General features: G+C 62.8%; 23 protein-coding genes. 18 read left to right on the forward strand and 5 right to left on the reverse strand.

Annotated elements, in window-relative coordinates:
* Nucleotides 1-50 precede the first annotated feature (50 nt).
* From accD to ACI48I_RS05095, 8 genes are all read left to right on the forward strand, one after another.
* Complete coding sequence (gene accD / locus ACI48I_RS05060) at nucleotides 51-923, forward strand: acetyl-CoA carboxylase, carboxyltransferase subunit beta (protein WP_193684860.1); 873 nt, start codon at nucleotides 51-53, stop codon at nucleotides 921-923.
* 83 nt (nucleotides 924-1,006) lie between these two features.
* Nucleotides 1,007-2,305: a bifunctional tetrahydrofolate synthase/dihydrofolate synthase gene (gene folC / locus ACI48I_RS05065; RefSeq protein WP_498573522.1), complete on the forward strand. Its 1,299-nt coding sequence runs from the start codon at nucleotides 1,007-1,009 to the stop codon at nucleotides 2,303-2,305.
* Between the two features lie 11 nt (nucleotides 2,306-2,316).
* Nucleotides 2,317-3,318 (forward strand): SPOR domain-containing protein, encoded by a 1,002-nt coding sequence (locus tag ACI48I_RS05070; RefSeq protein WP_498573523.1) that lies wholly within the window; start codon nucleotides 2,317-2,319, stop codon nucleotides 3,316-3,318.
* A 25-nt stretch (nucleotides 3,319-3,343) separates the two neighbouring features.
* Nucleotides 3,344-3,832: a CvpA family protein gene (locus tag ACI48I_RS05075; RefSeq protein ID WP_498573967.1), complete on the forward strand. Its 489-nt coding sequence runs from the start codon at nucleotides 3,344-3,346 to the stop codon at nucleotides 3,830-3,832.
* A gap of 65 nt (nucleotides 3,833-3,897) precedes the next feature.
* Complete coding sequence (gene purF / locus ACI48I_RS05080) at nucleotides 3,898-5,424, forward strand: amidophosphoribosyltransferase (RefSeq protein ID WP_498573524.1); 1,527 nt, start codon at nucleotides 3,898-3,900, stop codon at nucleotides 5,422-5,424.
* A 15-nt stretch (nucleotides 5,425-5,439) separates the two neighbouring features.
* Nucleotides 5,440-6,681: a cystathionine gamma-synthase family protein gene (locus tag ACI48I_RS05085; protein ID WP_498573525.1), complete on the forward strand. Its 1,242-nt coding sequence runs from the start codon at nucleotides 5,440-5,442 to the stop codon at nucleotides 6,679-6,681.
* A gap of 7 nt (nucleotides 6,682-6,688) precedes the next feature.
* Nucleotides 6,689-7,555, forward strand: coding sequence for a tetratricopeptide repeat protein (locus tag ACI48I_RS05090; RefSeq protein WP_227496387.1), 867 nt, complete (start codon nucleotides 6,689-6,691; stop codon nucleotides 7,553-7,555).
* Nucleotides 7,518-8,378: a sel1 repeat family protein gene (locus tag ACI48I_RS05095; protein WP_498573526.1), complete on the forward strand. Its 861-nt coding sequence runs from the start codon at nucleotides 7,518-7,520 to the stop codon at nucleotides 8,376-8,378. Before ACI48I_RS05090 ends, ACI48I_RS05095 begins: the two co-directional genes overlap by 38 nt.
* A 50-nt stretch (nucleotides 8,379-8,428) precedes the next feature.
* Here ACI48I_RS05095 and lexA read toward each other — a convergent pair whose 3' ends face one another.
* Nucleotides 8,429-9,064, reverse strand: coding sequence for a transcriptional repressor LexA (gene lexA, locus ACI48I_RS05100; RefSeq protein WP_498573527.1), 636 nt, complete (start codon nucleotides 9,062-9,064; stop codon nucleotides 8,429-8,431).
* 231 nt (nucleotides 9,065-9,295) lie between these two features.
* Between lexA and rpsF the strand changes: the two genes are divergently transcribed.
* The 8 genes from rpsF (at nucleotide 9,296) to ACI48I_RS05140 (ending at nucleotide 16,948) form a co-directional block, all read left to right on the forward strand.
* Nucleotides 9,296-9,691, forward strand: coding sequence for a 30S ribosomal protein S6 (gene rpsF / locus ACI48I_RS05105; RefSeq protein WP_193684867.1), 396 nt, complete (start codon nucleotides 9,296-9,298; stop codon nucleotides 9,689-9,691).
* Nucleotides 9,692-9,721: 30 nt separating this feature from the next.
* Nucleotides 9,722-10,015: a primosomal replication protein N gene (priB, locus tag ACI48I_RS05110; protein ID WP_193684868.1), complete on the forward strand. Its 294-nt coding sequence runs from the start codon at nucleotides 9,722-9,724 to the stop codon at nucleotides 10,013-10,015.
* 35 nt (nucleotides 10,016-10,050) lie between these two features.
* On the forward strand, nucleotides 10,051-10,341 hold the full coding sequence (gene rpsR / locus ACI48I_RS05115) for a 30S ribosomal protein S18 (RefSeq protein ID WP_091874943.1): 291 nt from the start codon (nucleotides 10,051-10,053) through the stop codon (nucleotides 10,339-10,341).
* A gap of 36 nt (nucleotides 10,342-10,377) precedes the next feature.
* Nucleotides 10,378-10,830: a 50S ribosomal protein L9 gene (gene rplI, locus ACI48I_RS05120; protein ID WP_193684869.1), complete on the forward strand. Its 453-nt coding sequence runs from the start codon at nucleotides 10,378-10,380 to the stop codon at nucleotides 10,828-10,830.
* Nucleotides 10,831-10,946: 116 nt separating this feature from the next.
* Entirely contained in the window at nucleotides 10,947-12,332 is a 1,386-nt protein-coding gene (locus tag ACI48I_RS05125; protein ID WP_056336142.1) for a replicative DNA helicase, read from the forward strand.
* Nucleotides 12,333-12,415: 83 nt separating this feature from the next.
* Entirely contained in the window at nucleotides 12,416-13,042 is a 627-nt protein-coding gene (locus ACI48I_RS05130) for a DUF47 domain-containing protein (RefSeq protein ID WP_193684870.1), read from the forward strand.
* 24 nt (nucleotides 13,043-13,066) lie between these two features.
* Entirely contained in the window at nucleotides 13,067-14,077 is a 1,011-nt protein-coding gene (locus ACI48I_RS05135) for an inorganic phosphate transporter (RefSeq protein WP_193684871.1), read from the forward strand.
* A 123-nt stretch (nucleotides 14,078-14,200) separates the two neighbouring features.
* The gene (locus ACI48I_RS05140) at nucleotides 14,201-16,948 is read left to right on the forward strand and encodes a bifunctional diguanylate cyclase/phosphodiesterase (protein WP_498573528.1); all 2,748 of its coding nucleotides are present in this window, start codon (nucleotides 14,201-14,203) and stop codon (nucleotides 16,946-16,948) included.
* 131 nt (nucleotides 16,949-17,079) lie between these two features.
* Here ACI48I_RS05140 and ACI48I_RS05145 read toward each other — a convergent pair whose 3' ends face one another.
* From ACI48I_RS05145 to ACI48I_RS05155, 3 genes are all read right to left on the reverse strand, one after another.
* Nucleotides 17,080-18,861 carry a PhoH family protein gene (locus tag ACI48I_RS05145; RefSeq protein ID WP_193684873.1) on the reverse strand — a complete coding sequence of 594 codons (1,782 nt, stop codon included), beginning with the start codon at nucleotides 18,859-18,861 and terminating at the stop codon, nucleotides 17,080-17,082.
* A gap of 234 nt (nucleotides 18,862-19,095) precedes the next feature.
* A complete protein-coding gene (locus tag ACI48I_RS05150; RefSeq protein WP_498573529.1) occupies nucleotides 19,096-19,566 on the reverse strand; it encodes a peroxiredoxin in 471 nt (156 codons plus the stop codon).
* Between the two features lie 170 nt (nucleotides 19,567-19,736).
* Nucleotides 19,737-20,123, reverse strand: a complete 387-nt coding sequence (locus ACI48I_RS05155) for an Mth938-like domain-containing protein (RefSeq protein ID WP_193684875.1) — start codon at nucleotides 20,121-20,123, stop codon at nucleotides 19,737-19,739.
* A 180-nt stretch (nucleotides 20,124-20,303) separates the two neighbouring features.
* Between ACI48I_RS05155 and ACI48I_RS05160 the strand changes: the two genes are divergently transcribed.
* Nucleotides 20,304-21,530, forward strand: coding sequence for a pyridoxal phosphate-dependent aminotransferase (locus ACI48I_RS05160; RefSeq protein ID WP_193684876.1), 1,227 nt, complete (start codon nucleotides 20,304-20,306; stop codon nucleotides 21,528-21,530).
* A gap of 22 nt (nucleotides 21,531-21,552) precedes the next feature.
* Nucleotides 21,553-22,872, forward strand: coding sequence for a homoserine dehydrogenase (locus tag ACI48I_RS05165; RefSeq protein WP_498573530.1), 1,320 nt, complete (start codon nucleotides 21,553-21,555; stop codon nucleotides 22,870-22,872).
* Here ACI48I_RS05165 and ACI48I_RS05170 read toward each other — a convergent pair.
* Nucleotides 22,869-23,066, reverse strand: coding sequence for a hypothetical protein (locus ACI48I_RS05170; protein ID WP_498573531.1), 198 nt, complete (start codon nucleotides 23,064-23,066; stop codon nucleotides 22,869-22,871). The genes ACI48I_RS05165 and ACI48I_RS05170 overlap by 4 nt on opposite strands.
* Nucleotides 23,067-23,107 lie beyond the last annotated feature (41 nt).

Below are 23,107 nucleotides of genomic sequence, written 5' to 3' on the forward strand. Positions count from 1 at the left end.
GCTAGCGGCTACACTACGCCCCATTCAAGAATTGCCGCAAAGGAGAGAACATGAGTTGGTTGGAAAAACTGCTGCCCCCCCGAATCCAGCGCTCCGATGCCGCCAATCGCAAAACCATGCCCGAGGGCCTGTGGGTCAAGTGCCCGTCGTGCGAAGCGGTGCTGTACCGCGCCGACCTCGAGTCGAACCTGCACGTCTGCCCGAAGTGCGACCACCACATGCGCATCCGTGCGCGCGAGCGCCTTGACGGCCTGCTCGACGAAGGCGGCCGCTACGAGATCGGCCAGGAAGCCCTGCCGGTCGATACCCTGAAGTTCAAGGACAGCAAGAAGTATCCTGACCGACTCAAGCAAGCGATGGAAGCCACCGGGGAAACCGATGCGCTGATCGTGCAGGGCGGCTCGATCATGAGTTTGCCGGTCGTCGTGGCCTGCTTCGAATTCGAATTCATGGGCGGCTCGATGGGTTCCGTCGTCGGCGAGCGTTTCGTCCGCGGCGCCCAGATCGCCCTCGAACAGAAAGTGCCGTTCATCTGCATCACCGCCACCGGCGGCGCCCGCATGCAGGAAGGCCTGCTGTCGCTGCTGCAGATGGCCAAGACCACCGCCATGCTGACCAAGCTGTCGGAAAAGAAACTGCCGTTCATCAGCGTGCTGACCGATCCGACCATGGGCGGCGTGTCCGCTTCCTTCGCCTTCATGGGCGACGTCGTGATCGCCGAGCCGAAAGCGCTGATCGGTTTTGCCGGCCCGCGCGTGATCGAGAACACCGTGCGCGAAAAGCTGCCGGAAGGTTTCCAGCGCGCCGAATTCCTGGTGCAAAAGGGCGCCGTCGACATGATCGTCGACCGCCGCAAGATGCGCGAAGAAATCGCCCGCCTGCTGGCCTTGCTGCAGAACCAGCCGGCCGACGTCGTCGCTTGACCGGCCAGCGCGCCGCATAAGGTTTCCTACCGGCGATCTGATTCAGGTCGCCGGTTTTCGTTTCAACGTACTGAATTTTTTTCATGTCCATGCTTCCCACCACCTTGCCCGCGTGGCTGGCGCTCCTCGAAACGCGCCACGCCGAAACCCATATCGACATGGGCCTGGACCGCGTCCGCGCCGTCAAGGAGCGCATGAATCTCCAGTTCAGCTGCCCCGTCATCATGGTGGCCGGCACCAACGGCAAGGGTTCCACCTGCGCGATGCTGGAATCGGTCCTGCTGCATGCCGGCTACCGCGTCGGCCTCTACATCAAGCCGCACTTCCTGGACTTTAACGAGCGCGCCCGCATCAATGGCGAGATGGCGAGCGACGCCGTGCTGGTCGAGGCCTTCGGCTTCGTGGAAGACGCGCGCGGCGACATCGACCTGACCTATTTCGAATTCACGACCCTGGCGATCATGCACCTGATCTCGAAAGCCGGCGTGGACGTGGCAATCCTTGAAGTAGGCCTGGGCGGGCGCCTGGACGCCGTGAACGTGATCGACGCCGACGTCTCCATCGTCACCAGCATCGACATCGACCACGCGGCCTGGCTGGGCGACACGCGCGAGGAAATCGGTTTCGAGAAGGCCGGTATTTTCCGCGCCGGCAAGACGGCGATCTGCAGCGACCCGCTGGCGCCGCAGTCGCTGATCCAGCACGCGGCCGACATCGGCGCCGACCTGTGGCTGATCGGGCGCGATTTCAACTACCAGGGCGACCAGCAGCAGTGGAGCTATGGCGGACGCACCCAGCGCCGCAACTCGCTGGCCTATCCGGCCCTGCGCGGCGCCAATCAATTGCTCAACGCCGCGGCGGCGCTGGCGGCACTCGAGGCGCTGCGCATGCAGCTGCCCTGCGGCGCCCAGGAAGTGCGCACCGGCCTTGCGCTGGTCGAGCTGCCGGGCCGCTTCCAGGTGCTGGCCGGCCGTCCGACCACGGTGCTGGACGTGGCCCACAATCCACACGCCTCGGCGACCCTGGCCCAGAACCTGGGCAACATGGGCTTTCACCGCTACACCTATGCCGTCTTCGGCATCATGGAAGACAAGGACATCGACGGCGTGCTGGCGCCGATGGCCGGCCTGATCGACCACTGGTGCCTGGCCGACCTGCCGTCGGCGCGTTCGGCGAAGGCTGCTGAACTGGCCGAAAAAGTCGCAGCGCTGCGTCCCGCCGGGGCGAAAGACGCCGATTTTTCGGTAACGACTTTCGCCGACCCGGCCGCAGCATTTGCTAATGCGGTGAGCCGTGCCGAAGAGAATGATAGAATTGTGGTCTTTGGCTCGTTCTACACCGTCGCCGGCGTGATGGCGGCTCGAAAAAACTCTCTTCACTGACATACAGACGCATGGGCTTGTTCTCGATTTTTGGTAAAAACAAGCAAGAAAGCGCCGCCCAGGACAGTGGCCGTTTTTCCCGCGACGATGACGATTTCGCCGAGCGCGCCCGCGCCAAGCGCGCGAGTCACGCCAACACCGCGAACGAAAGCGGGCAGGGCGGTTCGCGCCGCAGCCGCAGCGGTGGCGATCCGATGTTGCCGGAAAAAAAGCGCGCGCGGCGCCGCCTGGTAGGCGCAGTCGCCCTGGCGCTGGCCGCCGCCGTCGGCTTGCCGATGCTGCTTGATTCCGAGCCGCGCCCCTTGGGCGGCGACATCGCCATCCAGATTCCTTCGAAAGAAAAAGCGCCCGCGCTGCCGATGCCGGCGTCGCCGGTGCCGGCCGCCGACAGCGTCGACAAGGACGAGGAAATCATCGCGCCGCCGCCGCTTGCGCCATCGAAGCCCCGTCCTGCCGCCGTCGAGCCGCCTGCCGTGAAAACGGTGTCGACCGATAAGGAAACGACGCGCGCGCGTAGCGAACCCGAGCCCAAGCCGGTCAAGCCCGAGCCAAAGGTCGTCGAGCACAAGAGCGAACCGAAGCCGGTCGAACACAAGCCGGAGCCGAAGGCGGCCGAACGCAAGGTCGCCGAAAAAGCGATTGAAAAGCCGGTGGAAAAACCGGCCGTGAAAAAGCTGGAAGAGAAGCCGGCCACCCCGAAACCGAAAGACAGCGAAGCGGCCCGTGCGCTGGCGCTGCTCGAAGGCAAGCCAGCTTCGAAACCCGTCGAGAAACATGAGAAGGCCGAGGAGAAATCCGAGCGCTTCGTGGTGCAGGTGGCGGCCCTGGGGACCCAGGAAAAGGTCGACGAACTGCAGGCCCGCCTGCGTTCCGGCGGCATCAGCTCGTTTACCAAAAAGTCCGGCGCCCTGATCAAGGTGCAAGTCGGTCCATTCGGCAGCCGCGAAGAGGCCGACAGGACCAAGGCAAAGCTGGGCTCGCTGGGCCTGGGCGGTTTCCTGGTACCGATCTGATGCGCGTGGCCCGCACTTGCCGACTGTGACGATTTTCGATTACCTGGTCTTGTTCGTGCTGCTAGCCTCGGTCGTGATCAGCACCATGCGTGGTCTAGTGAAAGAAATCCTGTCCCTGACGGGCTGGATCGTCGCCTTTGTCGTGGCCAATGCGTATGGCGCGCGCCTCGCGACGCTGTTGCCGGGTATGATACCGGGCGATACGGCGCGCCTCATCGTGGCCTTCGTGGCCCTGTTCCTGGGCGTGCGCATCCTGATGGGCCTGCTGTCCCTGGCCATCGGCGCGCTGATCGACGCCGCCGGCCTGAGCCTGGCGGACCGCGGCCTCGGCGGCCTGTTCGGCCTGGCGCGCGGGATTGTAATCGTGCTGGCCGCCGTCATATTGTGTTCCATGACCGCCATTCCCCAACAAACATTCTGGAAAGACGCGCTGTTGTCCCCCCTGGCCGAAGCCGGCGCGCGCACCGTCAAGCCCTTTCTCCCCGCTGCGCTGGCGCAGCACCTGAATTTTTGAACAGTCGTTTTGAAATCTTCGTTTTGCATTCTTCCGTAACAGCATTCAGTTCTTAGGAGCGCACCATGTGTGGCATCGTCGGCGTCGTCTCGCAAACCCCCGTCAACCAGTTGTTGTATGACGCATTGCTGCTGTTGCAGCACCGCGGCCAGGACGCGGCGGGCATTGCAACCAATCACAGCAGCATGTTCTCGATGTACAAGGCGAATGGCCTCGTGCGCGACGTGTTCCGCACCCGTAACATGCGTTCGCTGCAGGGCAATACCGGTATCGGCCACTGCCGCTACCCGACCGCCGGCTCGTCGAGCGAGGAAGAAGCCCAGCCCTTCTACGTGAACGCGCCCTTCGGCATCACCCTGGCCCACAACGGCAACCTGACCAACCAGGCCGAGCTGAAGGAGGCGCTGTTCCGCAACGACCGCCGCCACATCAATACCAATTCCGACTCGGAAGTGCTGCTCAACGTGCTGGCCCACGAGATCCAGGAAGCGGCCAACGGCTATTCGCTCGACGCCGAAGCCGTGTTCAAGGCGGTGGGGGTTGTGCACCGCCGCGTGCGCGGCGCTTATGCCGTCGTGGCCCAGATCGCCGGCCACGGCATGCTCGCCTTCCGCGACCCGTACGGCATCCGTCCGCTGTGCCTGGGCATGAACGAGGGCGAGAACGGCACCGAATACATGGTTGCCAGCGAATCGGTGGCGCTGGAGGGCATCGGTTTCCGCTTCGTTCGCGACATCGCCCCGGGTGAAGCCGTGTTCATCGGCGAGGATGGCTTGTTGCATGAGCGCCAGTGCGCCGAAAACCCGTCGCTCAATCCCTGCGCCTTCGAGTACGTCTACCTGGCACGTCCGGATTCGGTGATCGACGGTGCCTCGGTCTACGCCACCCGCCTGAAGATGGGCGAATACCTGGCCGACAAGATCCGCAAGGAGATCCCGGTCGAGGACATCGACGTCGTGATGCCGATTCCCGATTCCTCGCGTCCGGCGGCGATCCAGCTGGCCCTGAAGCTCGGCGTCGAATACCGCGAAGGTTTCATTAAAAACCGCTACATCGGCCGTACCTTCATCATGCCTGGGCAAGGGATGCGCAAGAAATCCGTGCGCCAGAAACTGAACGCCATCGGCTCCGAGTTCAAGGGCAAGAACGTGCTGCTGGTCGACGACTCGATCGTGCGCGGCACCACCAGCCGCGAGATCGTGCAGATGGCGCGCGAAGCGGGCGCCCGCAAAGTGTTCTTCGCTTCGGCCGCGCCGCCGGTGCTGTTCCCGAACGTCTACGGCATCGACATGCCGACCCGCGACGAGCTGATCGCCTACGGCCGCACCGTCGAGGAAGTGTGCGAGGAGATCACCGCCGACCGCCTGGTCTACCAGGATATCGATGCCCTGAAGCGGTCGATCTCGGACGTGAATCCGGCGCTGACCAATTTCGAGGCCTCGTGCTTCGACGGCGTCTACGTGACCGGCGACGTGACCCCGGCCTACCTCGACAACCTGGAGACTGCGCGCCATAACGGCGGCAAGGGTGTCTCGCAGGAAGACGTGGTGCGTACCCAGCTGAACCTGAATCCAGCGGTCCCCGCCGAATAATTCACCTGCACTGCCATGAGCGAAAAAAAACACTACGGTTTCACGACCACGATCCTGCACAACGACCGCCGCAAGGCGATCGAGCAGGGCTCGCTGCACAAACCCATCCACACCTCGGTCGCATTCGGCTATAACGATGCGCGCCAGCTGGCGTCCGTATTCCAGGGCAAGGAGCCGGGCTTCCGCTACGGTCGCCAGGGCAACCCGACGGTGTCCGCGCTGGAAGACAAGATCACGAAGATGGAAGACGGGGTGTCGTCGCTGTGCTTCGGCACCGGCATGGCGGCCATCGGCGCGCTGTTCCAGGCGCTGCTGAAAGAAGGCGACCACATCGTCTCGTCGAGCTTCCTGTTCGGGAACACCAACAGCCTGTGGCAGACGGTCGCGGGGCAGGGCGTCGCGGTCGATTTCGTCGACGCGACCGATGTGGCCAATGTCGAGGCGGTGCTGAAGGAAAATACGCGCCTGGTGTTCGTCGAGACCATCGCCAATCCGCGTACCCAGGTGGCGGACCTGGCCCGTATCGGCGAGCTGTGCCGCGCGCGCGGCATCCTGTACGTGGTCGACAACACCATGACCACGCCGTATTTGTTCCGCCCGAAAGCGGTGGGGGCGGGGCTGGTCGTCAATTCGCTGACCAAGTCGATCGCCGGCCATGGCATCGCGCTCGGCGGCGCGCTGACCGACACCGGCCTGTTCGACTGGAGCGCCTTCCCGAATATCGCGGCGAATTTCCGCAAGCAGCCGCCCGCCGCCCAGGGCATGGCCCAGCTGCGCGCGAAGGCCCTGCGCGATTTCGGCGCCGCCCTCGGGCCGGAAGCGGCGCACCACATCGCGGTCGGCGCGGAAACGCTGGCCTTGCGCATGGAGCGCACCTGCGCGAATGCGCTGGCGCTGGCGCAGATGCTCGAAGCCGATGAACGGGTCTCGGCCGTCCACTATCCGGGCCTGCCCTCGCATCCGCAACACGGCCTCAGCACCGAGCTGTTCCGCGCCGCCGGATCGCTGCTCAGCTTCGAGCTGCGCGCGGATATCGATCCTTTCGATTACCTGAACCGCCTGAACCTGGCGATCCCCGCAAGCAACCTCGGCGACACGCGCACGCTGGTGATTCCGGTCGCGCACACGATTTTCTTCGAGATGGGTGCCGAGCGCCGTGCCAGCATGGGCATTGCCGAGTCGCTGATCCGGGTATCGGTGGGCATCGAGGATGCCGACGATTTGCTGGAGGATTTCCGCGTCGCACTGGACGTATGATGTAAAAATGCAACGCATGTGCACGCAGAATGCGTTGCCTTTAAAACATTACGGTTTTATGATCGGCCTACAATATTTCCGACAGGACGATTCCATGCGCCGTTATGTACTCTCCTTACTTTTCGTGTGCCTTAGTGCAAGCGCAGACGATCTCGCTGACGCGAATCGCCTGCTGGCAGCCAAGGATTATGCGAAGGCCCTGCCGCTGTTTACCAAGGCCGCGCGCGCCGGTAATTCCGAAGCCCAATTCCGCCTTGGCGAGATGTACTGGTATGGCGACGGTACGGCGCAAGATCTGAACGCTGCCCGCGAATGGATCGGCAAAGCCGCGGCGGCAGGCGTCCCCGACGCAAAGGAATCGCTGGCTATCCTCGAACGGCGCAAGACCCGCGAGAAGGAAATCGCTTACTGGATGAGCGAATATCGTGGTGAAGAGCTACGCTCGGGAAAATTCGCCTGCCCAGCGCCGGCGATTCCCGTCCTGTCGAAGACCAATGAGGAGATCGAGGCCACCCGCGCAGCTGTTGCAACATGGCAGACCTGCTACAACGGCTTCGTCAGTAACTTCAATTCCGCGATGCCACCGGGCAAAGTGATCCCGCAAGACGTCCTCGACATGATGAGCCCCGCGGAGTTCGAGCGCGTGCGTGCCCATATCGAGCCGACCTACCGCAAGATCATCCTCGATGCCCAAACACAAGCCGACGCGACGTTAGCCCAGCGCGACGCCTGGGAGAAGTCGACCCAGGCATTCGTGAAAGAGGAGAACCTGCGGCGCAAGCGTCAGCTGGAACTGGACACGATTCGGAACGTGCGCGACAACGAGATGCGTTTGCATGGAAGCACGAACACGCGCATCACGACCGGCAAGTGATCCTTTGAGTGGCGGCCCTTCTCGCAGTATGATGGGCCCTGCTCATTTCGTTACCGCCATGAAAAAACTTCTGTACGCTGCCTTCCTGTTTGTCAGCCTTCCCGCTGCTGCCGCCAACGATCTCGCTTCCGCCAACACGCTGTTCGAGCAGAAGCGCTATACGGAAGCCCTGACCTTGTACACCAGGCTGGCAAATGCCGGCAATGCCGATGCACAGCAACACCTGGGCCAGATGTACTGGTACGGCGAAGCCGGCGTCGTGGATGAGGCCAAGGCCCAGGCATGGTTCCGTAAAGCCGCTGCGAAAGGCAATGCGGTGGCGGCCAGCTCGCTCGTCGTCATGCAACAGCGCACGGAACGGCGGGCCGACATCGATTATTGGTTAAGCGGCTACGACGGTAGCGACTTGAAAACCGGGAAATATGCTTGTCCCGCACCGCGCATTCCCGCGATATCGAAGCAGAGCGACGAGATCGATCGCGTATCGGCAGCCATTGCAAGCTGGCAGAGCTGCTACAACGGTTTCGTGGAAAACCTGAATGCAGCCTCGCCGCTGGTAAAGCGCATTCCGGCAGACATCGTGAAGCTGATGAATGCCGCCGAGACGGAGCGCGCGCAAACCCATCTTACCCAGGTGCAGGAGAACCTGTCGGAAGAGGCGAAAGTCGCGGCCAAGCTGGTGCTGGCCGATGTCGCAGCCTGGCGCAGCGCGACAGGGGCCTATGTGAAGGAGCACAACGCCATCATCGAGGGCGGTCCTTCGGCCGAGCGCGCGCGCGACATCGAGGCGCGAAAGCACAACTATAGCCAGGCCAACAAATAACGCCGACGTTAAAAAAGCCGCGTCAGCGGCTTTTTCATACCCAGCCGCGCTTAATGCCAGCTGCGCATCAATCCCACCGCCAGGCCCTCGAGCGCGAAATCGTCGCCCGGCTCCACGCGGATGACCTTGAAGTCCGGATTTTCCGGCAGCAGTTCGATGGTCTCGCCGGTCTTGCGGTAGCGCTTGACGGTGACGTCTTCGCCGATGCGGGCCACGACGATCTGGCCGTTCTTGGCGCTGTCGATCTTTTTGACGGCGAGGAAATCGCCATCCATGATGCCGGCGTCGCGCATCGACCAGCCGCGCACCTTCAGCAGGAAATCGGGACGCGCGCCGAACATGGCGGGGTCGACGTTGTAAGTGGCTTCGACGTGTTCCTGTGCCAGGATCGGCGAGCCCGCAGCGACGCGGCCGACCAGCGGCAGCGACATCAGCAGGGCGGCCGGTACGGTCGGCACCGGATCGGGCAGGGAAGCGCCGATCAGGCGGATGCCGCGCGAGGTGCCCGAGACGATCTCGATCGCGCCTTTGCGGGCCAGGGCCTGCAGGTGTTCTTCAGCGGCGTTGGCCGATTTGAAGCCCAATTCTTTCGCGATCTCGGCACGGGTCGGCGGGAAGCCGGTGTTGTCGATCGCTTCCTTGATCAGTTCAAGGATCTGTTGTTGCCTTGCAGTGAGCTTGAGCATGGATCTGCCACAGGTTAATGATTCAGACTGTATTTTTGTACAGTATTTCGGCGAATGCAAGGGAAATCCTCATTTTTTAACATTTCCTGTCGAGCAAGGTGTCGCGCCGGGGCGACGCCGGCGGGAGATTGCGCCTTCATGCCATCCGCGTTATAATTGCCGGCTTTCCCTTCCCACACTCGTCTTGACGCCGAGGTGGGCATTTGTTTAAACGTCCTCAAGGAGTGTTGCATGCGTCATTATGAAATCGTTTTTATCGTCCACCCGGACCAAAGCGAGCAAGTCCCGGCGATGATCGAGCGTTACAAGGCCAGCGTCACCGCACGCGGCGGTAACATCCATCGCGTCGAAGACTGGGGCCGTCGTCAGATGGCTTACCAGATCCAGAAGCTGCCGAAGGCACACTACATCTGCATGAACATCGAGTGCGACAACGAGACCCTGGTCGAGCTGGAAACCGCATTCAAGTTCAATGATGCCGTGCTGCGTCACCTGACCGTGAAGATGAAGAAAGCTGAAACCGCTCCATCGCCAATGATGAAGTCGGTCCAGCGCGAAGACGCAGCCAAGAGCCACCGCGCAGAAGCCCCAGCGGCCGCTGCAGCCCCGGCCCCAGCTGCTGCCTAAATTTTTCTTGCCAGGAATCGTGAACTCGCAGTGAACCAGTTACAAGTCGTCGCGACGATTGCTGAACGCGACGTACTGCGCTATACCCCCGCCGGCGTGCCGGTCGTCTCGGCAATCCTGATGCACAGTTCGCAGCAGGTCGAGGCAGGGGTGGACAGGCTGGTCGAGTTCGAAATTGCCGCGTTCGCCGCGGGAGAAATTTCGGGCCGCTTCGCCAGCGCAGAACTGGGCGCCGCACACCAGTTCACGGGATTTTTGGCCAGGAAGAATCGCAACAGTAAAGCCCTGGTGTTTCACATCATTGATTTTAGTGCCGCCGCTTAAGACTAGCGGCCACCATTTAGATACAGGAGCCTCAAATGGCATTCGGTAAAAAGTTCGACAAAAACAAAGCCAAAGAAAAACTCAAGCGCAAACAGCAGAACCCGCTGTTCAAGCGCAAGAAGTTCTGCCGCTTCACCGCTGCAAACGTGGAACAGGTCGATTACAAAGACGTCGACACCCTGAAGGACTTCGTCCAGGAAAACGGCAAGATCATGCCTGCACGTCTGACCGGCACCAAGGCGCACTACCAGCGCCAGGTCGACACCGCGATCAAGCGCGCACGCTACCTCGCGCTGCTGCCGTACACCGACCTGCACCACGGTTAATCCCGTCGTACAGATCAGAATATCCTGGAGAAAAATATGCAAGTTATCCTTTTGGAAAAAGTTGTTAACGTCGGCAACCTGGGCGACGTGGTCAAGGTCAAGGACGGTTACGCACGTAACTTCCTGATCCCGCAAAAGATGGCCCGCCGCGCCACCGAATCGGCCAAGGCCGAGTTCGAAGCCAAGCGCGCCGAGCTGGAAAAAGCTGCTGCTGAAAAGCTGAACGCTTCGCAAGCCCAAGGCGAAAAGCTGAACGGCATGACCATCAGCATCGCCCAGAAAGCCGGCGTCGACGGTCGTCTGTTCGGTTCGGTCACCAACTTCGACATCGCCGAAGCCCTGAGCAAGCAAGGTTTCGCAGTCGAAAAGGCGCAAGTGCGCCTGCCGACCGGCCCGCTGAAGACCACCGGCGAGCACCCGGTTGCCGTCGCGCTGCACACCGACGTCGTCGTGGAAATCACGATCGCTGTCGTGGGCGAAGCTGCCTAAGCACAGCACGCAGCACGCTGTTGTTTAAAAGAAAAAGCCGGGCTTGCCCGGCTTTTTTATTGCCAGATTCTCCCCAATTATTTCAGCGGTATGACGGAGGAGGTATAATGCCCGCCATGAATACCCCCGCAGATCCGCAGATCGAATCGCTGCGCATTCCCCCGCATTCCATCGAAGCAGAGCAGTCCGTCATCGGCGGCCTGCTGCGCGACAATGCGGCCTGGGACCGCATTGCCGACTTCATGCACGCGGACGACTTTTACCGCTATGACCACCGCATCATCTTCGAACAGATGGTGCGCCTGATTAACAGCGGCAAGCCGGCCGACGTGATCACCGTCTACGAGGCCATGGTCTCGCTCGGCAAGGCCGAGGACGTGGGCGGCCTGCAATACCTGAATGCGATGGCGCAGAACACGCCCTCCGCCGCCAACATCCGCCGCTACGCCGAGATCGTGCGCGACCGCGGCATCCTGCGCAAACTGATCACGGTCGCCGACGAAATTTCCGGCAATGCGTTCAATCCGCAAGGCAAGGAAGTCAAGCAGATGCTTGACGAGGCGGAATCGAAGATTTTCGCCATTGCCGAGTCCGGCGCCCGGGGGGCCCAGGGCTGGAATCCGATCCAGCCGCTGCTGACCCAGGTGGTCGAGCGCATCGACGAACTGTATTCGCGCGAAAACCAGGGCGAGATCACCGGCGTGCCGACCGGCTTCATCGACCTCGACCGCATGACCTCGGGCCTGCAGCCGGGCGACCTCGTCATCGTGGCCGGCCGTCCATCGATGGGCAAGACCGCCTTCTCCGTGAACATCGGCGAGAACGTCGCGATCGAAGCGGGCCTGCCGGTGGCCGTGTTCTCGATGGAAATGGGCGGCGCCCAGCTGGCCATGCGTATGCTCGGTTCGGTCGGCCAGCTCGACCAGCACCGCCTGCGTACCGGCCGCCTGAACGACGAGGATTGGCCGCGCCTGACGCACGCCATCCAGAAGATGAACGACGCCCAGCTGTATATCGACGAGACGCCGGCGCTGAACCCGATCGAGATGCGCGCACGCGCGCGCCGCCTTGCCCGTCAGTGTGGCAAGCTCGGCCTGATCATCGTCGACTACCTGCAGCTGATGCAGGGCAGCCAGCCGGGCGACAACCGGGCGGCCGAGATCTCGGAGATCTCGCGTTCCCTGAAGGGCCTGGCGAAAGAACTGCATTGTCCCGTCATCGCGCTGTCGCAGCTGAACCGCTCGCTGGAACAGCGCCCCAACAAGCGTCCCGTGATGTCCGACTTGCGCGAATCGGGCGCAATCGAGCAGGATGCGGACGTGATCATCTTCCTGTATCGCGACGAGGTCTACAATCCCGACTCGCCCGATAAAGGTACCGCCGAGATCATCATCGGCAAGCAGCGTAACGGTCCGATCGGCGCGATCCGCCTGACCTGGATCGGCCAGTACACCAAGTTTGGTAACTACAGCGGTAACCTCGCCGTCTACCAGGGCGATTAAGCCGATATTGCGTTGCCGGCGCGTGCGAATAGGCCCGCGGCGGTTCCTCGCAGTCCCAAGAGTTTTTACACGGAGAACCTTTAATGTTTGGACGCCTCATGCCCACCGAGGGCAAGTTTTTTGATTTGTTTAACCAGCACGCTGCGCTGTGCGTGAAGGGTGCGCACGAGATGGTCGGCCTGATGGCCAACTTCGACGACCTGGAAAACCGCACGCATGCCGTCGAGAGCATCGAAAAGCAGGCGGACAAAGTTACCTACGCCACCGTCGACCTGCTGCACAAGACCTTCATCACCCCGATCGACCGCGACGACATCCACAAGCTCATCACGCGCATGGATGACATCCTCGACATGATGGAAGACGCGGCCCAGACCGTCTCCCTGTACGACCTGCACGCCGTCACCCCGGAAGCGAAGCGCCTGGCCGAGCTGTGCCTGGCCTGCTGCGAGAAGGTCCAGCAAGCCGTCGGCCTGCTGCACGACATGGGCAATGCCCAGAAGATCGTCGCCATCTGCGAAGAGATCGACCGTCTCGAATCGGACGCCGACCACGTGATGCGCGCCGCCATGAGCAAACTGTTCCGCGACGAGCCGGACGTGCGCAACCTGATCAAGATGAAGGCGATCTACGAGATCCTCGAGACCGTCACCGACCGCTGCGAAGACGTGGCGAACATCATCGAAGGCATCATCGTCGAAAACGCGTAACGCGCTCGTACAAGAAGAATAACTATGAATTCTCTTCACATCAGCATTTACGTGCTGGGTTTGCTGGTGCTGCTCGCACTGGTTTTCGACTTCATGAACGGTTTCCACGATTCGGCGAACGCGATCGCGACCGTCGTGTCGACCGGCGTGCTGAAACCGCAGTCGGCCGTGGCGATGGCAGCCTTCTTCAACTTCGTGGCGATTTTCGTCGTCAACATGAAGGTGGCGCAAACCATCGGCAAGGGCATCATCGACCCCAGCATCGTCGACCATTACGTGATCTTCGGCGCACTCGTCGGGGCCATCGTCTGGAACGTCATCACCTGGTATTACGGTATCCCGTCCTCCTCCTCGCACGCCCTGATCGGCGGCCTGGTCGGCGCCGCGGTGGCCAAGACCGGCACCGGCGCGCTGGTCTCGGCGGGCCTGATCAAGACCGTGGTGTTCATCGTCGTCGCACCGCTGCTCGGCTTCATCCTCGGCTCGATCATGATGCTGCTGGTCTCGTGGATCTTCGTGAAATCGACGCCGCGCAAAGTCGACGTCTGGTTCCGCCGCCTGCAGCTGATTTCCGCCGCCGGCTACTCGCTCGGCCACGGCGGCAATGACGCGCAAAAGACGATGGGCATCATCTGGATGCTGCTGATCGCCGCCGGCTACGTCAGCGTCAACGACGCCCATCCGCCGGCCTGGGTCATCATCTCCTGCTATGCGGCGATCAGCTTCGGAACGCTGTTCGGCGGCTGGCGCATCGTGAAAACCATGGGCCAGAAGATCACCAAGCTGAAACCGGTCGGCGGCTTCTGCGCCGAAACCGGCGGCGCGATGACGCTGCTGATGGCGAGCTTCTGGGGCGTCCCGGTCTCGACCACGCACACCATCACCGGCGCCATCGTCGGCGTGGGTTCCGCGCAAAAGGCCTCGGCCGTGCGCTGGGGCGTGGCCGGCAGCATCGTCTGGGCCTGGGTGTTCACGATTCCGGCGGCCGCCTTCATGTCCGCAGTCGCCTGGTGGATCGGTACCAAGATCATGTAATTGCGCATTCGCTTGCGACGAAGCCCGGCACTGCCGGGCTTTTTTCATGCACGCTGCATGGGCGGCCGCGTCTCTGATACTCTTTGATCCTGTCCGCGGCCGACACGCCGCGCTGGAGCGTACATGGCTCGGATCGAATCGCGTATCGACAAGGCATCGCCGTCCTCCACCCCGGCCGGTTCGGGTGCGCTCGGCTCGCTGCGCCCCTTTCTCGCCTTCCTGCGCGGGCGGCTCTTGCTGGTGCTGTTGTGGCCCGCGATCGCGCTCGCGGCCGGCGCCGCGTTGTGGGCCTGGGTGCTGTCCGACCTCGAGGGCGAGCGGCGTGACCGCCAGGCCGAGCTGGCGCAGCAGGTCGACGCCTACACGCGCAGCTATGCGATCCGCACGCGGCGCTCGATCGGCGACACCGACCGCGTCTTGTTGCTGCTGCGCCACGACTGGGCCGTCTCGGGCTATCGTGTCGACCTGGCCGGCACGATCGAGGCCGGCATCTTTTCGAAGCAATATATCGGCGCGGTCGGACTGATCGTCCGCGACGGGATTGTACTGACCAGCTCGGACCCGGCTGCGCCAGGCACCTATGTGGGCGACAGGCCGTATTTCACCACGCAGCAGCACGCAACCACCGATCGCCTGTACGTCGGCCCACCGATCGACAGCCGGCTCGCGCCGCAGGAGGTCATCGCGTTCTCGCGCCGGCTGCTCGCGCCTGACGGACGCTTCGACGGCATCGTGCTCCTCTCGGTGCTGCCGTCCTTCTTCACCCAGCACTACGCCGAGCCCATCCTGCGCGGCTACGGCTTCGTCGGCCTGCTCGGCAATGATGGCGTGATGCGGGCCAGCCGTAGCGGCAGCGTCGTCCACTCCTTCCACAAGCCCTTCCTGCTGGCGCCTGTGCCTTCCGATACCGCGCGCGGCGTGGCGCGGCTAGAGGGCCGGCGCTGGTTCGCCGACGGGCGCACGCGCGTCGTCGGCTGGGAGCGGATGCCCGACCTGGGGCTGATCGCACTCGTCGGCGTGGACGAGTACTCGGCCATGGAGGCGTTCCGGCACGACCGCGAGGAGGAGCTGCTGGGTGCCTGGTGGAACACCGCCTGGCTGATGCTGGCCGCACTGCTGGGCACCAGCTTCTACACCCACGCGAAGTGGAAGCAGCACCAGATCGAAACCATCCGCTCCAGCTACCGCCTGGCGACCGAAGACGCGGGCGAAGGCTTTTTCATCAACCGTCCGCTGCGCGACCCGCAGGGCAGGGTCCGTGATTTCCAGATCGTCGACTGCAACCAGCACGGGGCCGACATGTTCGGCAAGGCGTCGCGCCAACTGATCGGCCACCGTTTATCGGAGTTCTACCAGGGCGAGCTCTTCGAGGAGGCCTGCGCGCGCCTGTGCGAGGCACTCGAGACGGGCCGCCAGGAAAGCGAGATCGAGGTCAGGCAGGGGCCGGACCGGCAACTGCAAGCGCAATGGATCCGTCACAAGGCGGTGCGCGCCGGCGAAGACGTTGCGCTCACCCTGCGCGACACCAGCCAGGCCAAGGCCCATATGACCGAGCTCGAGCGCAGGAGCAATTCGGACGAGCTGACCGGCCTGCCGAACCGCTACTGGATCCAGCAATACCTGCCGCAGGCGATCGAGCGGGCCCGGGTGGAGTCCCGCGGGCTGGCCGTGCTGTTCATCGACCTCGACGGTTTTAAAACCGTCAACGATGCGCTCGGCCACGCGGCCGGCGACGAGCTGCTGCGCACCGTCAGCAAGCGCCTGAAAATCGCGGTGCGCCCGCGCGACCACGTGGTGCGCCTGGGCGGCGACGAATTCGTGGTCGTGCTGGAACACGTGGGCGGCGTCGACGACGTCGAACACGTCGCCGGCCGGCTGCTCGCATCGTTCCGCGACGGCTTCCACCTGCAGCACGCGACCCATGTACTGAACGCCTCGATCGGGATCGCCCTGTTTCCGGAGCATGGCGACGATGCCGAAACCCTGCTCAAGCATGCGGACATCGCGATGTACTCCGTCAAGACCGAAGGGAAGGGCAGTTTCCGCTTCTTCGAATCGCGCTTTTTCGAGGCAATCCGCACTCGCCTGGAAACGGAAATGGAACTGCGCCGCGCGCTCGACCAGCACCAGTTCGTGGTGCATTACCAGCCGCGCGTGAACCTGGCCGAGGGCACGGCCTCGAGCATGGAGGCGCTGGTGCGCTGGGAGCGGCCGGGCAAGGGGCTGACCGGGCCCGACCGCTTCATCGGGCTGGCCGAGGAAACCGGCCTGATCGTGCGGCTGGGCGAACAGGTGCTCGACAGCGTCTGCGCCCAGCTGGCAACCTGGGCGCGCGAGGGGGTGGCGCTGGTGCCGGTATCGGTCAACGTCTCGCCGCTCCAGTTCAGCCAGTCCGACATCCTGGCGCTGTTCCGCAGCGCCAGCGCCCGCCATGGCATCGACCCGGCCCTGCTGGAAATCGAGGTGACCGAGTCGTCGATGATGCAGGAGGGGATCGGCTCCGTGGCGGTGTTCCGCCAGCTGCGCGAACTGGGGATCAAGCTCTGCATCGACGACTTCGGCACCGGCTACTCCTCGCTGTCCCAGCTGCAGAAGCTGCGTTTCGACGTCCTCAAGATCGACCGCGCCTTCGTGCTGCGCATCGAGCATCCGGAGGGCGACACCCTGATCGCCTCGATGATCGCGATGGCGCACGCGCTGGGCATGCGTGTGGTGGCGGAGGGTGTCGAGAACCGCAGGCAGATGCAGATGCTCAGGACGCTGGGATGCGACGAAGGGCAGGGATACTTCTTTTCGCGGCCGGTACCTGCCGGGGCGCGCCAGCCGGTGGGCGAGCGCGAGTTCCAGCCGGCGATTGCGCCGAAATCCTGAAACCGGATTCATATCGTTGGCCGATGCGTAACGTCGGGGTCCCAAGTCGAAACCAGGGCAGCGATGAATCGAGCGGGCGTAAAAAAACCTGCGGGCCTTTCGGCGCGCAGGTTTTGAGGAAGCGAAAAAAATTAAAGCACGTCGCTCGCGTGATCCGCCAGGCGCGAACGCTCGCCGCGCGCCAGGGTCACGTGACCGCTATGCGACCAGCCCTTGAAGCGGTCCACCACATAGGTCAGGCCACTGGATCCCTCGGTCAGGTAGGGCGTATCGATCTGCGCGATATTACCCAGACACAGGATCTTTGTGCCCGGACCGGCGCGCGTGACCAGGGTCTTGACCTGCTTCGGCGTCAGGTTCTGCGCCTCGTCGATGATCAGGAACTTGTTCACGAAGGTGCGGCCGCGCATGAAGTTGAGCGACTTGATCTTGATGCGCGAGCGGATCAGGTCCTGGGTCGCCGCACGGCCCCAGTCGCCGGCGTCGGTGTCGGACTTGTTCAGCACTTCGAGGTTGTCGTCGAAGGCGCCCATCCACGGCGACATCTTCTCTTCCTCGGTACCCGGCAGGAAGCCGATGTCTTCGCCGACCGGCACCGTCACGCGGGTGACGATGATCTCGTTGTAGAGCTTGGTTTCCAGCACTTGCGCCAGGCCCGCCGCCAGGGCCAGCAGGGTTTTACCGGTACCGGCCTGGCCCAGCAGGGTGACGAAATCGCACTCCGGATTCATGAGGAGGTTCAGCGCGAAGTTCTGCTCGCGGTTGCGCGCGGTGATGCCCCAGACGCTGTTCTTCGCATGGCTGAAATCGCGCAGCACCTGCAATACCGCGGTCTTGCCGTTGATTTCCTTGACCTGCGCGTAGAACGAGGTTTCGCCGGCGCCGGTCGGCTCGAGGTAGACGAACTGGTTCACCAGCAGGCTCGGGACGAACGGGCCGTTGACGCGGTAGAACGTGGTCGAATTGCCGTTCTTGTTTTCCTGCCAGGATTCCACGTTCTTGCTGTGCTTGTCCCAGAAATCGTCCGGCAGCTGGACGATGCCCGAGTACAGCAAATCGGTGTCTTCCAGCACGTGGTCGTTGAAATAGTCCTCGGCCGGCAGGCCCAGTGCGCGCGCCTTGATGCGCATGTTGATGTCTTTCGACACCAGCACGATGGCGCGCTCCGGCTGCTCGGCCGCCAGCGCTTTCACCACGCCCAGGATCTGGTTGTCGGCTTTCCCGACCGGCAGGCCTTCCGGCAGCAGGGGACCATTCTGCAGCCTGGTCTGGAAGAACAGGCGGCCTTTTGCATCCTTGTTGCCGAGCTTGGCCAGTTCGATGCCGGTCTCGATCGCGTCGTCGTCGACGTTGGCGATCAGGGCGTCCAGGGTGCGCGAGACCTGGCGGGCATTGCGCGCGACTTCCGACATGCCTTTTTTATGGTCGTCGAGTTCCTCGAGCGTCATCATCGGCAGGTAGACGTCGTGTTCCTCGAAGCGGAACAGGCTGGTCGGGTCGTGCATCAGGACGTTGGTGTCGAGCACGAACACCTTGGTGCTGCCGGATTTGTCGGCGCGGCGGCTGGTCGAGGACTTGACGTTGACTTCGACCGGCTTGTGCTTGGCTGGATGCGGCTCGGCGATATCGGTTTCCTTGAGCTTCGCGACGGTGCCGGTCTCGGCGCGCGCCGGCCAGGTTGCCGTTTCGCCTTGCGGGGTGGGCACCGCGGCCAGCGGCGCGGCCTTGCCCTTGCGGGCGCGGGTGGACTTGGCGGCAGGGACGGCTTTGCCGCTGATCAGGTCTTCGACGGGATCGGCTTCGACCGGCGCTGCGGCAACGGCGCGCACGGGAGACTTGCCGGGTTGGGCTTTGGGGTATTCGTTTACCGGCAGCAGGGTGGCCGGTTTAGTGGGCATTTTTGGTAGTGGCATCAGGTTCTCAATCTAAAAAAGTGGAGGACGCCTTGCGCCAGGTGTCGTGGACACGCTGGCGGGCGGGAGATGCAACTTGGAAATAAAGTGGAATACAGGGAGCTACATTGAACTGCGGGGCCAGGGCCGTAGTGGCGTGGCAGGCAGCCGGATTGGAATGATGCTGAGGTGAAAACGGTTGACTCAAAATAACGGGGTTCGTCCAGCAAAGTTAGTTAACTGGAGCCACCCTTTTCAAGGCTGGCTCTTCACAAATTCCAGCACTTCATCGACGTGATCATTGACCTTCACGCCACGCCATTCTTTCACCAATCGGCCGGAAGCGTCAACGACAAACGTACTGCGCTCGACTCCCCGCACTTGTTTGCCATACATCATCTTATTTTTCATGACGCCGAACTGGTTGCACACCAGTTCGTCGGGATCGGAGATCAGTTCGAAAGGCAGGCCCAGCTTGGATTTGAAGCCTTCGTGCGAGCGCAGCGAATCGCGGCTGATGCCATAGACTTCGGTGCCGGCGGCCAGGAATGCATCGTGATGGTCGCGAAAGGCCATGCTCTCGGTGGTGCAGCCCGGCGTATTGTCCTTCGGGTAGAAATACAGCACCGTATATCTGGCCGGACGCCCGCCGAGCTGGAAGGTCTGGCCGCCGGTCATAGCGGCGGAAAAGTTCTCTACAGTTGCTGCGCTGGGGCTGACGGCCACGGGATTCTCCTGGACAGGTAAGGGCAGGATCGGACTCACCATCCTGCAACTCTCTCATCATAATCGGCCATCGAGGCGGATGCCACCCTGCCATGCCGATATGTTAATAGTTGCACCAATATGGGGCCGAAAGGCAACCATTCAATAGAGCAAACTTTTCCGCTTGGAAATTATGCGGCGGTGCCGCCTTCGATGATCAGGGCCAGCGTGACCTTGCGGCCTTCGCCCATCAGCACGTTATAGGTGCGGCAGGCGGCCTGGCTGTCCATCGACTCGACGCCGATGTGGCGCGCGGACAGGGCCGCGATCAGGCGCGGATGCACGAAGCGCTGGCGCTCGCCGGTGCCGAGGATGACGACGTCCGGTGCATCCGCAGCAATCTGCTCGAAATGGGCCGCCTGCAGGTCCTCGAAACGGGTGACTTCCCACGGGCGGGGCGGGGTCTCCGGCATCACCAGCAGGCTGTAGTTGAAGCGCTGGGCATTGATTTCCACGCCCGAGGCATCGTAGCCGGTGACGGTCTGGTATTGTTGGGTGCTGTCGGAATGGAGTTTCATCGTTCGGTGACTGTTGGCGGGACGGCTTGCCATTGTAAGCTTTTCGTCCGGTATTCAGTAGAGCGCGCGCTCAGGGCCTGCCGGGCGGCCCCAAGGTTGCTTAAATCGGTGGCTTTCGGCAGAATGGTATTTTTCGCACTGCAACATGCGGGCAAACGTAGTTGAAAAAAAGGTGACAATTTGCGACCGATTCTGAAATCGAACAAGCTCGACGACGTCTGCTACGAAATCCGCGGCCCGGCGCTGGAACAGGCGCGCCAGATGGAAGACGACGGCCACAAGATCATCAAGCTCAACATCGGCAACCTCGCCGTGTTCGGTTTCGATCCGCCGGACGAGATCATGCAGGACATGATCCGCAACATGCACGGCGCGGCCGGCTATACCGATTCGAAGGGCATGTTCGCGCCGCGCAAGGCGGTCATGCACTACACCCAGCAGAAGAAGATTGCCGGCGTCAAGATCGACGACATCTATCTCGGCAACGGCGCCTCGGAACTGATCGTGATGGCGATGCAGGGCCTGCTGAACAATGGCGACGAAGTGCTGGTGCCGGCGCCTGACTATCCGCTGTGGACGGCGGCCGTCAGCCTGGCCGGCGGCGCGCCCGTGCACTACGTCTGCGACGAGCAGGCCGACTGGATGCCCGACATCGCCGACATGCGCAGGAAGATCACGCCGAACACGCGCGCGATCGTCGTCATCAACCCGAACAACCCGACCGGCGCCCTGTACCCGCGCGAGATCCTGCTCGAGATCGTCGAGCTGGCGCGCCAGCACAGCCTGATCATCTACGCCGACGAAATCTACGACAAGGTGCTGTACGACGGCCACCAGCACGATTCGATCGCCGCGCTGGCTGATGATGTTTTGTTCGTGACCCTGAACGGCCTGTCGAAGAACTACCGTTCCTGCGGCTACCGTGCCGGCTGGATGGTGATCTCGGGCGAGAAGCGCCATGCGAAGGACTATATCGAGGGCCTGAACATGCTGGCCTCGATGCGCCTGTGCGCGAACGCCCCCGGCCAGTTCGCGATCCAGACCGCGCTCGGCGGCTACCAGAGCATCGACGACCTGGTGCGGCCGGGCGGGCGCCTGCTCAAACAACGCGACCTCGCGTATAAACTGCTCACCGATATTCCGGGGGTGTCCTGCGTCAAGCCAAAAGCGGCGCTGTACATGTTCCCGCGCCTGGACCCGGCGATGTATCCGATCGCCGACGACCAGCAGTTCATTTGCGAACTGCTGGGCGAGGAAAAGGTTTTGCTGGTGCAGGGCACCGGCTTTAACTGGCATTCGCCGGATCACTTCCGGCTGGTGTTCCTGCCCAATTCCGACGACCTGACGGACGCCTGTGGCCGTATCGCCCGCTTCCTCGACGGTTACCGACGACGCCACGCGCGCTGACAACCCTTTACATCGATTGACCATGAAACCCATCAAAGTTGGCCTCCTCGGCATCGGCACCGTTGGTGCCGGCACCTTCAACGTGCTGCAACGCAACCAGGAAGACATTCGGCGCCGCGCCGGCCGCGGCATCGAAATCACCATGGTTGCCGCCCGCAACGTTGAACGTGCGGCGCGTGTGACCAACGGCGCCTGCCAGATCGTCGACGATCCCTTCCTGGTCGTCGACAGCCCGGATGTCGACATCGTCGTCGAACTCATCGGCGGCTATGACTTGCCGCGCGAACTGGTGCTGCGCGCGATTGCCAACGGCAAGCACGTGGTCACGGCCAACAAGGCCTTGCTGGCCCTGCACGGCAACGAGATTTTCGCCGCCGCCCAGGACAAGGGCGTGATGGTGGCCTTCGAGGCGGCCGTCGCCGGCGGCGTCCCGATCATCAAGGCGCTGCGCGAAGGACTGACCGCGAACCGCATCGAGTCGGTGGCCGGCATCATCAACGGCACCACCAATTTCATCCTGTCCGAGATGCGCGACAAGGGCCTCGGTTTCGCCGAGGTGCTGAAAAAGGCGCAGGAACTCGGTTACGCCGAGGCCGACCCGACCTTCGACATCGAAGGCGTGGATGCGGCGCATAAACTCATGATCATGTCGGCGATTGCCTTCGGCATCCCGGTGCAGTTCGACAAGGCGTACGTCGAGGGGATCAGCGCGCTGCAGGCCGACGACATCCGCTACGCCGAGGAGCTCGGCTACCGCATCAAGCTGCTCGGCATCACGCGCCGCTCGACGGTCGACGGCGTCGAAGGCATCGAACTGCGCGTGCACCCGACCCTGATTCCGACCAGCCGCCTGATCGCCAACGTCGAAGGCGCGATGAACGCGGTGCTGGTCGAAGCCGACGCCGTCGGCTCGACCCTCTACTATGGCAAGGGCGCCGGTTCCGAGCCGACCGCATCCGCGGTGATCGCCGACCTGGTCGACGTCACCCGCCTGGCCACGGTCGACCCCTACTGCCGCGTGCCGCACCTGGCCTTCCAGCCGAACGAGATGACCGACGTGTCCATCCTGCCGATGGCCGACATCACGACCAGCTACTACCTGCGCGTGTATGTGAACGACCAGCTCGGCGTGATGGCCGACCTGACCCGCATCCTGGCCGACGCCGGCATCTCGATCGATGCCGTGCTGCAAAAGGGTAACCGCGGCGACGAACGCACCGACATCATCATGATCACCCACCAGACGCGCGAGAAGAAGGTCGATGCGGCCATCGAGCGCATCGAAGCACTGTCTTCGGTGGTCGGGAAGGTGATCCGGATCAGGCTCGAGACCCTGAGTTAAACGGTAGGGCCGCCCGCACAGGGCGGCTGCCTGCATTCGAGCAGGAAGTCGGTGGCGAATTCGTCGACGGTGGGCGGCACGCGGTCCTCGTCGTCGAGCGAAGCGGTGGTGAGGGCGAGCAGCTCGTGCTCGACGTCGTCGTAGAGCGCATCGGGTGCGCCGCGCAGGATGGAGGAGAGCTTGGGCGAATTCATCCGGGCATTCTACTCACGCTGCGCCGCACAAGGAGTGTGGC

The organism is Massilia sp. LXY-5, from assembly GCF_059801075.1.